The 12,231-nt window shown below is 64.0% G+C and carries 14 protein-coding genes; 13 read left to right on the top strand and 1 reads right to left on the bottom strand.

The window, feature by feature from the left end; all coding sequences use genetic code 11:
- The first annotated feature begins 38 nt into the window (after positions 1–38).
- Genes ACQVLG_RS06940 through ACQVLG_RS06925 form a run of 4 tightly spaced genes read left to right on the top strand, consistent with a single transcriptional unit; the run spans position 39 to position 2,973 of the window.
- On the top strand, positions 39–761 hold the full coding sequence (locus tag ACQVLG_RS06940; RefSeq protein WP_474293591.1) for a DUF2341 domain-containing protein: 723 nt from the start codon (positions 39–41) through the stop codon (positions 759–761).
- Positions 752–1,819 carry a MotA/TolQ/ExbB proton channel family protein gene (locus tag ACQVLG_RS06935; RefSeq protein ID WP_474293589.1) on the top strand — a complete coding sequence of 356 codons (1,068 nt, stop codon included), beginning with the start codon at positions 752–754 and terminating at the stop codon, positions 1,817–1,819. Before ACQVLG_RS06940 ends, ACQVLG_RS06935 begins: the two co-directional genes overlap by 10 nt.
- Positions 1,820–1,832: 13 nt before the next feature.
- Positions 1,833–2,243 carry an ExbD/TolR family protein gene (locus tag ACQVLG_RS06930; RefSeq protein ID WP_034753784.1) on the top strand — a complete coding sequence of 137 codons (411 nt, stop codon included), beginning with the start codon at positions 1,833–1,835 and terminating at the stop codon, positions 2,241–2,243.
- Between the two features lie 10 nt (positions 2,244–2,253).
- Positions 2,254–2,973 carry an energy transducer TonB family protein gene (locus ACQVLG_RS06925; RefSeq protein ID WP_474293587.1) on the top strand — a complete coding sequence of 240 codons (720 nt, stop codon included), beginning with the start codon at positions 2,254–2,256 and terminating at the stop codon, positions 2,971–2,973.
- Positions 2,974–3,030: 57 nt separating this feature from the next.
- Here the strand turns inward: ACQVLG_RS06925 and ACQVLG_RS06920 are convergent, their stop codons facing one another.
- Positions 3,031–3,234, bottom strand: coding sequence for a hypothetical protein (locus ACQVLG_RS06920; protein WP_474295918.1), 204 nt, complete (start codon positions 3,232–3,234; stop codon positions 3,031–3,033).
- A gap of 26 nt (positions 3,235–3,260) precedes the next feature.
- Here ACQVLG_RS06920 and ACQVLG_RS06915 point away from each other — a divergent pair, with 26 nt between their 5' ends.
- The 9 genes from ACQVLG_RS06915 to ACQVLG_RS06875 all read left to right on the top strand — a co-directional run bounded on the left by ACQVLG_RS06915 (position 3,261) and on the right by ACQVLG_RS06875 (position 12,146).
- Complete coding sequence (locus tag ACQVLG_RS06915) at positions 3,261–4,745, top strand: putative porin (RefSeq protein ID WP_474295566.1); 1,485 nt, start codon at positions 3,261–3,263, stop codon at positions 4,743–4,745.
- Positions 4,746–4,754: 9 nt separating this feature from the next.
- Positions 4,755–5,450: a hypothetical protein gene (locus ACQVLG_RS06910; protein WP_474293585.1), complete on the top strand. Its 696-nt coding sequence runs from the start codon at positions 4,755–4,757 to the stop codon at positions 5,448–5,450.
- 29 nt (positions 5,451–5,479) lie between these two features.
- On the top strand, positions 5,480–5,968 hold the full coding sequence (locus tag ACQVLG_RS06905) for a YbjN domain-containing protein (protein ID WP_474293583.1): 489 nt from the start codon (positions 5,480–5,482) through the stop codon (positions 5,966–5,968).
- Positions 5,969–6,244: 276 nt separating this feature from the next.
- Positions 6,245–7,288, top strand: a complete 1,044-nt coding sequence (locus ACQVLG_RS06900; RefSeq protein WP_474293581.1) for a hypothetical protein — start codon at positions 6,245–6,247, stop codon at positions 7,286–7,288.
- Positions 7,246–8,793, top strand: a complete 1,548-nt coding sequence (locus tag ACQVLG_RS06895; protein ID WP_474293579.1) for a DEAD/DEAH box helicase — start codon at positions 7,246–7,248, stop codon at positions 8,791–8,793. The genes ACQVLG_RS06900 and ACQVLG_RS06895 overlap by 43 nt, the downstream gene beginning before the upstream one ends.
- The gene (locus ACQVLG_RS06890; protein ID WP_474293577.1) at positions 8,745–9,287 is read left to right on the top strand and encodes a DEAD/DEAH box helicase; all 543 of its coding nucleotides are present in this window, start codon (positions 8,745–8,747) and stop codon (positions 9,285–9,287) included. Before ACQVLG_RS06895 ends, ACQVLG_RS06890 begins: the two co-directional genes overlap by 49 nt.
- A 49-nt stretch (positions 9,288–9,336) precedes the next feature.
- Complete coding sequence (locus ACQVLG_RS06885) at positions 9,337–10,464, top strand: PAS domain-containing sensor histidine kinase (protein ID WP_474293575.1); 1,128 nt, start codon at positions 9,337–9,339, stop codon at positions 10,462–10,464.
- 137 nt (positions 10,465–10,601) lie between these two features.
- Entirely contained in the window at positions 10,602–11,282 is a 681-nt protein-coding gene (locus ACQVLG_RS06880; RefSeq protein WP_034753797.1) for a response regulator transcription factor, read from the top strand.
- A gap of 156 nt (positions 11,283–11,438) precedes the next feature.
- Positions 11,439–12,146 carry a transposase gene (locus ACQVLG_RS06875; protein ID WP_230542031.1) on the top strand — a complete coding sequence of 236 codons (708 nt, stop codon included), beginning with the start codon at positions 11,439–11,441 and terminating at the stop codon, positions 12,144–12,146.
- The last annotated feature ends 85 nt before the right edge of the window (positions 12,147–12,231 follow it).

The following is a 12,231-nucleotide window of genomic DNA, read 5'->3' as shown; positions in this document are numbered from 1 at the left end:
CTGCACTTTTTTAGACTTTTCTTCGGAGAATCACTGTCATGCAACGTTTTCTTTTTCTGCTCACGATCCTGGGCACGCTCGTTCCCGGCCTGGCGCATGCCTGGTGGCAGCCCGACTGGGCTTACCGCAAACCCGTCACCGTCGATGCCGGCCCGAAGGCGGGCGCCGTGGGCGGCGATCCCGGCCGCATTCCCGTGCTGCTGCGCTTGCATTCGGGCAACTTCAACTTCGAAGGCGTCAGCGACAACGGCGCCGACCTGCGCTTCGTGGCGGGCGACGATAAAACGGTGCTGAACCACCAGATCGAACAGTTCAACCCGCTCTTGGGCATCGCCCTGATCTGGGTCGACGTACCGGCCCTGACGGCCGGCACGCCGCAGCAGCTGTGGATGTATTACGGCAATCCGAAGGCGCCCGCTTCCGGCAACGGCCAGCGCACCTTCGACCCCGACTACAGCCTGGTGTACCACTTCACCGAGCCGGGCGTACCCTCGCGCGACAGCACCGCCTACGGCAACCACGCGCAGACGGCCGTGCCGGCGCTCGACGGTTCCGTCATCGGCGCCGGCGCCCGCCTGGGCACGGCGCCATTGATGCTGCCCGCCTCGCCTTCGCTGGCGCTGGCCGCCGGTGCGCCATTCACCTTTTCCGCCTGGGTGCGTCCGGACAGCCTGGGCGCGCAGCAAGTACTGTATGCGCGCCGCGATGGCGCCAGTGAATTGCTGATCGGCGTGACCAGGGCGTGCCTTTCGTGCAGGTGAATGGTCAGCGCAGCAAGCCGGGCCAGCCTATCCAGGCCGCGCAATGGTCGCACCTGGCCGTCAAGGCCGACAAGAACAACGTGGCCCTGTACGTGGGCGGCCGTCCGGCCGTCTCGCTGGCCACCGCTCTGCCGGCGTTCAGCACGGCGGCCTCGGTGGGCGCCGATGCGCCGCCGGTCGCTTCCGGTACTTCCACCCTGAACAACTTCACGGGCGCCATCGACGAGCTGCGCCTGTCGCGCACGGCCCGTCCCGACGCCCTGCTGCTGGCCGACGCCGTCTCGCAAGGTTCCGAATCGCGCCTGGCCGTGTTTGGCGCCGATGAACAGCAGGCCGGCAAGAGCCATTTCGGCTTCATCATCGCCGCCATGCCGCTCGACGCCTGGATCGTCGTCGGCGTGCTGGGCCTGATGATGGTCTTGTCGTGGATCATCATGATCGGCAAGGGCCGCAGCTATGGCGCCATCTCGCGCGCCAATGCGCAATTCATGCAATCGTTCCACGAAGCGGCCGGCGCACCGCTCGACCACCTGGCGCGCAACGGCAAGCTGAGCGCTTCCGTGAAGACGGATTCCTCGCTGTGGCGCCTGTATGACGTGGCCATCGACGAGATGCGCCGCCGCCACGACCGCGGCTACGACCTGAACGCCGTTTCGAACGCCACCATCGGCGCCATCCGCGCCGCCATGGATGGCGTGATGGTGCGCGAAAGCGAGCGCATGTCGAAGCGCATGATCTGGCTGTCGACCACCATCGAAGGCGCGCCGTACGTCGGCCTGTTCGGCACCGTGATCGGCATCATGCTGGTGTTCGTCGTGGCGGCCATGGCCGGCGCCGTGGACATCAACTCGGTGGCGCCGGGCATGGCGGCAGCGCTGCTGTGTACGGCTGCGGGCCTGGGCGTGGCGATTCCCGCCCTGTTCGGCTACAACTGGCTGTCGTCGCGTTCTGACGCTATCGTCGCCGATATGGCCGTCTTCGTTGATGAATTTGCCACGCGCCTGGCTGAAGAGCAGGGCGACGGACGCCAGATGCGTCCCGTGCTGCAACAGGCGTGAGGGGCGCATAACCATGGCCACCTCCGCCAAGTTTACCCCCCGCAAGCGTAGCGGCGGCATCAACATCACGCCCTTCGTCGACGTGCTGCTGGTGGTGCTGGTGATCTTCATCTTGACCAGCAATGCCAGCATTCCGGGCATCAAGGTCGACCTGCCCAAGGCCAGTTCGGCCATGGCGCTGGAAAAACCGAAGACCAAGGCCATCACCATCGACAACGCGGGCCAGGTCTTCCTCGACGCCTATCCCGTCACCCTGCCCGAGCTGGAAGAGCGCTTGCGCACGGAAAAGGCCCTGACGCCCGATTTTCCCGTGATCGTGCGCGGCGATGCCGCCGTGCAATACGCGAAAGTGGTCGAAGTGCTCGACTTGCTGCGCCGCATCGACCTGAACCAGGTGGGCCTGGTGACCGGCAAGCCGGCATGAGGAGCACAAGGTGAAGCGTGACGACATGATGAAGATGGCCGCCTCGGAACCGTCGGGCGCGGCGCAGTGGTGGCGCCGCTGGGGCGGCGTGGCCGGCGGCGCGCTGCTGGCCGCTGGTCTGGCCGCGCTGGTCTGGTATTTGCTGTCGGACACGGCGGCCACCAAGCGCGAAGTGGCGGCCCCGCCGATGCTGATGCTGCCCCCGCCGCCCCCGCCGCCGCCGCCGGAACCGGAAAAACTGCCTGAACCGACGCCCGACAAGGTGGTGCCGGAAGTGTCGGAGCCGGAACCGACGCCGGCCGATAAACCCATGGATGACGCGCCGGAAAGCCCGTCGCCGGACAAGGGCGACCCCGTCACCATCGACGGCGCGGCGCAGGCTGGCAGCGATGCGTTCGGCATCCAGGCCGGGCGCGGCGGCGGCATGACGGGCGGCGGCGGTGGCGGCGGCCTCGGTGCGGGATCGTATGGCCGCTATGTGGCCAACGCCCTGCAGATGGCCTTTGCCCGCGACCCGCGCACGCGCCAGCTGGCGTTTGCCGACATCCGCGTCGACCTGTGGCTCGATGCGGAAGGCAAGACGACGAAGGTGCAGCTGGTGCAAGGCACGGGCAATGCGCAGACGGATGAGCAAGTGCTGGCCATGGTGCGCGATTTCCGTGCCGATGAGCGGCCGCCCGCGTCCCTGCGTTTCCCGGCCCGCGTATCCATTAAAGGCCGCCGGCCGTAGTGCCCACATTCATTTTAATTTTTACCGAAAGAAACAATGAATTCCATATTTTCCCCCTCACAGCGCATGCGCCGCCTTCCGCTGGCGCTGGCCGCTTTCGCCCTGAGCATGGCGGCAGGCGCGGTACACGCCCAGACGGCACCGGCGGACAGCACCATGGTCAAGCTGATTCGCGGCCTGATCCAGAGCGGCGCCCTGAACAAGGATGCCGGCGAAGCCTTGCTGGCGCAGGCGCAAAGCGAAGCGCTGGCCGCCGCGCAAGCCGTCCGGCCGCCGCGCCGGCCGCCCTGGCGCAGGTACAGCCGGGCGACGTGCGCGTGCCGTATATTTCGCAAACCGTGCGCGAACAGATCCGCGACGAAATCAAGGGCCAGGTCATGGCCGAGGCAAAAGCGGGCGGCTGGGCGGCGCCGAATGAAACGCCGGCCTGGACCAAGCGCATTCGCCTGGAAGGCGACGTGCGCGCGCGCTACGAATCGCGCTATTACGACATGGCCAACAGCAATATCGAGATCGACTGGCGCTCGCTCAACAGCGGCAGCGGCTACGACGTCAATTCCAACACCAACCTGGCCCTGCCGGCGCTGCTGAACACGCGCGAAGACCGCAAGCACTTGTTGCGCGCGCGCGCCCGCCTCGGTATCCTGGCCGACATTTCCGACAGCACGCAAGCGGGCATCCGCCTGGCCAGCGGCAACGACGATAGCCCGGTCTCGACCACGCAAACCCTGGGCGGCGGCCTGGGCAAGAAAAACATCTGGCTGGACCAGGCCTGGCTGTCCTACCAGCCCGCTTCCTGGCTGAAACTGACGGCGGGCCGCTTCGATAACCCGTTTGTTTCCAGCGATGAACTGTTTTCCAGCGAACTCAATTTCGACGGCATCGCCGCCAAGGTGCAGCAGCCGATTGGCGACAGCAAGGACGTCACCGTATTCGGTACCCTGGGCCTGATTCCGCTCGAGTATTCGTCCGACAACGCGCCTAGCCGCAGCCAGGCAAAAATGTCGAGCGAAAACAAATGGCTGCTCGGTGCACAAGTGGGCGCGTCGTGGAAGATCAATAGCGACCACCAATTGCGCGGCGCCGTGGCCTACTACAACTTCCGCAACATCAACGGCGAGTATTCGCAGCCGTGCGCCCTGTACGCGGGCGCCGATGGCTGCAGCACGGACTGGTCGCGTCCATCGAGCATGCAAAAGGGCAATAGCTTGATGTTGCTGCGCAATATCGCCCTGAACCCGCTGGACCCGGCGAATACGCCGCAGCCGCAATTCGTGGGCCTGGCGTCGAAGTTCCGCCTGGCCAACCTGAATGCGCGCTGGGATAGCAAGGTGGCCGGCGGCACGGACTTGCGCATCGAAGGCGATTATGTGCGCAACATGGCCTACGACAAGAATGAAATGTGGGCGCGCGCCAAGGGCGGCATCATGAACAACTTCGGCGGCACGGGCGGCGTCTCGCAAGCCGATTTCAGGAGCGGCGGCAACGCCTACATGCTGCAGGCGACCCTGGGCAAGGCGAATACGCAAGCGCGCGGCGACTGGAACGTGCTGCTTGGCTACAAGCGCATCGAACCGGATGCCTTGCCTGACGCCTACAACGATTCCACCTTCCACCTGGGCGGCACGAATGCGCGCGGCTACTACCTCGGTGGCGCGTATGCGCTCGACAAGAATACCTGGCTCAATGGCCGCTGGACGTCGAGCCGCGAAGTGTTCGGTTCGGCACTGTCGATCGACACCCTGCAAATCGAATTGAACGCGCGTTTTTAAGGAGCCATGATGTTGATATCCAACAAAATGCGCTTGCCGCTACTGCTGCTGAGCTTGCTGGCCGCCAGCACCGCCCAGGCGCAGGGACAGAAGGGGCAAAGCATGGAAGAGCGCTTGCGCGCCGAGTTGCGCAATGTCACGGCGCAGCTGCAGCAGACGCGCGGCGAGCTGGAATTGCTCAAAGCCAAGGGCGCGCCGGTCGCCACGGCCGCACCAGCCGCCGCGCCCGCCAGCGATGGCTTGAAGAAGGAACTGGCGCGCAGCCAGTCGCAACTGGCCCAGGAACGCGCGCAGCGGGAAAAACTGGCAGCCGAGCAACAGCGCGGCGCCGCCGCCGCACAAGAGGCCAGCGCCAGTCTGGCGCAGTACCGCCAGGCCGGCGAACAGCTGGCCGCCACGGGCAAGCAGCTGGCAGCGGAGCGCGCGCGCCTGGATGGCGAAGTGGCGGCGCAGCGCGGCGCCCTGGCGCGCTGCGAGAGCAAGAATGCCCAGCTGTATGCGGCCGGGCAGGAAATCCTGCAAGCGTATGAAGGCCTCGACGTGCTGGACGTCATGAAGGCGCGCCAGCCGTTCGCCGCGCAAAGCAGGGTGAAACTCGAACAGATTGCCCAGCAGTACGGCGACCAGCTGTACCAGGGCCGCTTTGATGCGCGTCAAACCGACGCGGCAGCAACGCCGGCCGCCCCCGCACCGGCCCCCCAATAATTTTACTTTTTGAAATGAATGGAATGACGATGGAAAACACGAATAGCTTGCTGACCACCCTGAATGCGGAACAAACGGCCGAGGCCATCAAGGCGGCCGGCTGCGCCGTCACCAGCATCGAGCACGACGGCGTCGTGCGCCTGCATAGCGCCAGCCATGGCATCGGCTTTCAAGTGCTGTGGGGCAATGAAGCTGCGCCGGGCCAGTACGCCGACCTGACCCTGAGCTGCCCGCTGCGCGTGCAGGGCGGCGACTTGCCGGTCGGCTTGCTGGCCGAATGGCACCGCAGCAAGCGCTTCGCCCGCGTGGCCCAGCATGGCGATTTCGTCGTGCTGGAAATGGATGTGCTCGTCGCCGGCGGCGTCAGCAAGGAGTACCTGAATATCAATCTGCAATTGTGGACGCAGATGATGGGCCAGTTTTTCTTGTTCTTGCGCAACTTTACCCCGGCCGATACGAGCACCGCACCGGTAGTCGAGGCCGCCAGCGTGGCCGAAGAAGAAACTGTGCCGGCCTGATAAGCCGTCCACAGGCGGCAAAAAAGGCCCATGACGGGCCTTTTTTGCCGTCAGCGAACCCCAAGTGTCGTATTAAATACTTATTTTTTAGGCATCGCGCATTAAAACTGCTCAAAGAGCGTGTGTGAATCAAGCCAGCAACGGCTGTATGGCGGATAATATTGCCTGTTGCCGATTTGGATACGACCTTTACACAAAAATGCGCCCCATGGATTTTACCCGCGACGAAACCAGTGAAACCCCAGTTGCCCCGGCCAGCGCGCGCCGGGAGCGCCTTTGCCGTACGCCGTCGCCACCTGGCTGCAGCGGGTGGAGGCTGCCGCCCATCCGAAGGCCGTGCTGACGATAGCCGAGCCCGATCCCAAACTCAACCAGCATCGCCTGATCTACGTGCTGGCGCCCACCAGCGGTGGCCGCCACGTGGCCCTGTGCCTGTACAAGGCGCGGCTGCGGCCGAATGGCGACGTGGCGGCGGCGTCTCCCATCAGCGAAATCTTTTCCCTGCTGTCGGCGCCGCCCACGTTCTTGACGCCGGCAGATGAAGACCTCGTGCGGTTCTTCGTGGCCATGCGCAGCGGACAGAATTCGCAGACGGGCAGCGCCACGGAGCCGAAGGGCAAGGTGGGCGCGGCCCTGCTGAAAATGCTGGCAGAGCAGGATAAATTGCTGTGGGCCAATTCCTGGGCCGACGTCGGCAATGGTCTCGTGTATCCATTGAAGGAAGGTCCCGTGCGTCCCGCCCGCCTGTTCTGGCGCGACGAGGGCAAGACCATGCGCCTGGGCTGGCAGGTGGACCCGCCGGAAGGCGCGAAGCACCATGGCGCCGACCAGATCGACTACATGCTGCCCACCGATCCGCCGTGGTATATCGACAATCTGTCGTGCGGCGTGCTGGAACTGAACCAGGGCGGCTCCGATATTTCCCTGGCCGACCTGCAGGCCCTGGTGGCGCAGGCGCCGCCGTTGAACGCGAACGACAAGGTACGCGTGTCGCAACTGCTGCTGGCGCAAGGCTTGCAGCATTTGATGCCGCTGCCGCAGCCGTTGCCGCAGCGCTTGCGCAAGGATGTGCCGGCGCAACCGGTCTTGCTGCTCGATAGCGCCATGCTGGCCGATGGCAGTGCGCAGCGCTGGAGCGACTTCGCCGTGCTGTCCTACGATTACGATGGCGAAAGGGTCTCGTTCGACCCGTCGCAGCGCGTGGTGCGGCAAGTGGGCGAGGTGACGGAAATTATCCAGAGAAACACGGTCGACGAGGCGCGCGCGCGCTGGCGACATTGGCCGAGCTGCAATTCAAGAAGCCCGGTTCCGCCCCCCTGAGCGGGCTGAAAGGCGCCTTGCTGCTGCCTTCGCAGGCGGAATGGCTGCGTTTTGCCGAGTCCGGCATCGATACCTTGCTGGCGCAGGGCTGGATCGTGGAAAAGACGGCCAAGTACCGCTACGACGTGAGCGAGGTGGGCGACTGGTACGCGGAAATCGACGACCAGGACCCGGACAGCGGCAACGCCTGGTTCGAGCTGGAACTGGGCATCGTCGTCAACCGCGAGCGCGTGCCGCTGCTGCCCGTGCTGGTGCAGCTGATCCGCAACGCGCCCAACGATTTCAACCCGAAAGTCATCGAAGCGCATGCCGACGATGACCAGATGCTGGCGACCTTGCCGGACGGCACGCGCGTGGCGCTGCCGTGGGGCCGCGTGCGCCCGATTTTGAACACCCTGGGCGAACTGTATTTCGGCGACAAGATCAGGCATGCCGTGCGCATGTCGACCCTGGACGCGGCGCGCCTGGAAGAGCTGGCGCGGGGCCTGGAGATGCAGTGGACGGGCGGCGAGCAGCTGCGCGCCATGGGCCGCAAGCTGAGCCAGTTCGGTTCCGTGCAAAAAGTGGCGGCGCCAGCGGGCTTGCAGGCCACCCTGCGCGACTACCAGGCCGATGGCCTGGCGTGGATGCAATTCCTGCGCGACCATGACCTGGCGGGCATCCTCGCCGATGACATGGGCTTAGGAAAAACCGTGCAAACCCTGGCGCATATCTTGGTGGAAAAGGAAGCGGGCCGCCTCACGCATCCGGCCCTCGTCATCGCACCAACGAGTTTGATGGGCAACTGGCAGGACGAGGCGGCAAAATTTGCGCCCAGCCTGAAGGTATTGCTGCTGCAAGGCAAGGACCGTGCGCAGCAATTCGACCAGATCGACCAGTGCGACCTGGTGCTGACAACGTATGCCCTGTTGCCGCGCGACGAGGAAACCTTGCGCGAGCATGATTTCCACACGGTCATCCTCGACGAATCGCACTACATCAAGAAGAATACGCGCAGCAAGGCGGCGCAAAGCGCGGGCCTGCTGCGCGCGCGCCACCGCCTGTGCCTGTCCGGCACGCCGCTGGAAAACCACCTGGGCGAGCTGTGGTCGCAATTCCACTTCCTGCTGCCGGGCTTGCTGGGCGACGAAAAGACCTTCAATACCCAGTTCCGCCATCCGATCGAGCGCCAGGACGATCCGCTGCGGCGCATGCTGCTGAACCGCCGCATCAAGCCGTTCCTGCTGCGCCGCACGAAGGACAATGTCGCCAAGGAATTGCCGCCGAAGACGGAAATGGTGCGCAAGGTGGAGCTCACGGGACCGCAGCGCGACCTGTATGAAACCGTGCGTCTTGCGATGGATCAAAAAGTACGCGAAGAAATCGACAAGAAGGGCGTGGCGCGCAGCCAGATCGTCATCCTCGAAGCGCTGCTGAAACTGCGGCAAGTGTGCTGCGACCCCCGCCTCGTGAATCCTTGCCGGCGAAGAAGCAGTCGGCCGGTTCGGCCAAGCTGCTCGACCTGATGCAGATGGTGGAAGACTTGCTCGACGAAGGGCGCAAGATCCTTGTCTTCTCGCAATTTACCAGCATGCTGGAATTGATCGAGGAAGAGCTGGAATCGCGCGACATTCCGTACGCCTTGCTGACGGGCGAAACGAAGGACCGGGGCGCGCAAGTGGCGGCCTTCCAGCAGGGCGCCGTGCCGATCTTCCTGATCAGCCTGAAAGCGGGCGGCGTGGGCCTGAACCTGACGGCGGCCGACACGGTGATCCACTACGATCCGTGGTGGAATCCGGCGGCGGAAAACCAGGCCACGGACCGCGCCTGGCGCATCGGCCAGGACAAGCCCGTGTTCGTCTACAAATTGATTGCGAAGGGCACCCTGGAAGAAAAAATCCAGCTGCTGCAGCAAAAGAAATCGGAGCTGGCGCAATCAATCCTGGCCGAAGGCGAATCGCAGAAGATGGCCCTCACGCAGGAAGACTTGCAGCAGATTTTCGCCCCGCTGGAAGATTAAGGGCAGCGCACGCTTATACTTGGCGATTCTTTCCTGCCAGGTATAAAGCATGCTGCCCATTTTCCTCCTGCTGCTTGCCGGCGCCATCCTGATGGCGCTGCGCTTCGTCCAGTTGCGCCGCGCCCTGCAGCGCGCGCGCGCCGGCGAAGCGACGTTCCGCCTGCTGGCCGAGCATGGCCGCGACGCCGCCTTCCTGCTCGACGCCAGCACTCTCGAATTGATCTATATCAGCCCTGCTGCGCAGCGCATGACCGGTTACGACCTGCCTGCCCTTCAGCGCCACGCGGCGCAGCTGGCGGCCGACGTGCCGGCCCGGCTGCAGCGCTGGCGCGATGGCGATACGAGCCGTTTGACCTTGCTGCGCGAAGTGGAACTGGCGCATGCCGACGGCCATCTGCTGGCGCTGGAAATCGGCTCGACCATCGTGCCCGCGGCAGCAGGGCGGGGCGTCACGGTGGCGGGCACGGTGCGCGACGTCAGCGCTGCCCAGGCGCAGGAAGCGGAGCGGGAAAAGGAGCAGAAGCGCTTCGCCTCGATGCTGTCGCATGAATTCCGCACGCCGCTGGCCACCATCGACGGCGCCATCCAGCGCCTCGTCTCGACTTCCAGTGACGCCGACGAGGCCACGCGCAAGCGCTACGTCAAAATCCAGACGGCCGTCGACCGTTTGTTGGCGATGATCGACGACTATCTGTCACCTGAACGCATGGCGGCCATCGGCCGCGAGCGGGCCGCCGACGGCATCGCGCCGCTGGACCTGCTGCAGCAGGCAGCCGCTACCGTGCCCGCCAGCCACCACGTGCGGCTGGAACTCGATGAAGACTTGCCGGCCCGGCTGCGCTGCGACGTGCCCGGCATGGCCCTGTGCCTGAAAATCCTGCTGGACAACGCCGTCAAGTTCAGTCCGGCCGGCAGCAGCATCACCGTGGCGGGACGGCGGGCCAGTAGCGGCGGCGTGGAACTGTGCGTGCGCGACCAGGGCCCCGGCGTGCCGGAGGCGGAACTGGCGCATATCTTCGAAAAAAGTTTCCGTGGAACCCATGCCACGCATGCGGGCGCGGGTCTCGGACTGTACATGGCCCGCGCCGTCGTGGACGTGCATGGCGGGAGTTTGCAGGGGCATAATCTGCCCGAAGGCGGGGCAGTTTTCCGGATTTGGCTGCCGCTTCCTGTCTAGACAAGGAAAAGCCTTGCTTCCGCTGAAGTCAACCGTGATAATTCCTTGACGTAAACCTATCAGCCCGTCCATCATGGTGCAGAAGTGAATGGCATGGTTTGCCCACGGTTTGCTTACTAACAAAGAATGGCGTAGCAATGACGAAAATATTGATCGTCGAAGACAATCTGGACTACGCCGAAGACATGGCGGAATTCCTCGTTGAGCTCGAGCACGAAGTCCATATCACCAGCTCCGCTGGCGGCATGTGGACTGCATTGAGCCATGGTAATGTCGGCGTGGTGGTGCTGGATCTGGGCTTGCCCGATGAGGACGGCTTCAACGTCATCCCCCGCATGCGCCAGTTGTATCCGCAAATCGGCGTGCTGGTGCTGACGGGGCGTGTCGCCTTCGACAGCCGCATCCTCGGCTTGCGCCTTGGCGCCGACCACTATCTGACCAAGCCGATCAAGTTCCCCGAACTGGCCGCCCACATCGAGGCGCTCGACCGCCGCGTGGGGCCGCAAGACCCCGTGCCCGAGCCAGGCAAGTGGACCTTGAAAGTAAGCGCTCGCCAACTCGAGCTGATGGGCGCCGTGATCGCCCTGACGGAAAAGGAATTCAACTTCCTGCACTTGCTGACCATCAACACCCGCCCCGTGCCGCGCGACGTCATCGTGGCCGGCATGGGTGGCGAAGACCCCGATGCGGGCCGCCGCGTCGACATGCTCGTGTACCGGCTGCGCAAGAAAGCCAAGACGGGCCTGGGCCAGGACTTGCCGCTGCGCAGCGCGTATGGCGAGGGCTACAGCCTGTCGGCCAGTTTCAATCTGTCCTGATCGCGCATATTGCGCCGCCCGCGAGCGGGCGGCAGCATAAAAGGGACAGAGTCAACCGCTTTTTCCCGTATTTCAAATAAAACAGGGTCAGAGTCGCGCTCTGCACTCGAAAGTGTGTAAAATCAAGGCCTTAGCCTTCATTTGACGACTTTTCCCATGGCCCGTTTGCCCCGCCTCATCATTCCCGCACTGCCCCATTACGTGATCCAGCGCGGCAGCAACCGCCAGCCCGTGTTCCAGGACGCGGCGGACTATGCGCAATTCCTGTCCTGGCTGAAAACGGGCGCGAAAATGTTCAAGGTGGCCATCCACGCCTACGTTTTATTGCCAGATCAATTACATTTATTGGCGACGCCAGCCGATGCGACGGGCCTGGGGCAGCTGATGCAGTGGCTGGGGCGCTATTACGTGCCGTATTTCAACCAGAAATACGGCCGCGAAGGGGCCTTGTGGCAGGGACGCTACAAAACCTCCGTCATTGATCCCGACAATTTCTTCCTTACTTGCTGCCGCTACCTGGAATGCGTGCCCGTGCAGACGGGCCTGGCGGGCCAGGCGCTCGATTACAGCTGGTCCAGCTATGCCCACCATGCGGGCGTGCGGCCCGATGCCGTCATCACCGACCATGCCTTGTACTGGGCGCTGGGCAATACGCCGTTCGACCGCGAGGCGGCGTATTTGCGCCTGTTCGAGCAAGGCCTGGGCAGCAGCCAGGTGAAAACCGTGGAACAGGCTGTATTGAAGGGCTGGCCGCTGGGTTCCGACGCTTTCAAGCAGGCGCTGGAGCAAAAAATGCAGCGGCAAGTGTTGCCCGCCAAGCGGGGCCGTCCCCGCAAAATCGTCGCCGAGCCGGACGCCAATTGAAAAGCATTCGCATTTAAAACAAAAAATGGTTTCTTTCTGACGTTTTATTGAAATGGCTTCGACTATGTCCCTATTAAATTTTTGA

Source organism: Janthinobacterium sp. TPC_1 (genome assembly GCF_056037845.1).
This window is presented reverse-complemented; position numbering and strand designations above follow the sequence as displayed.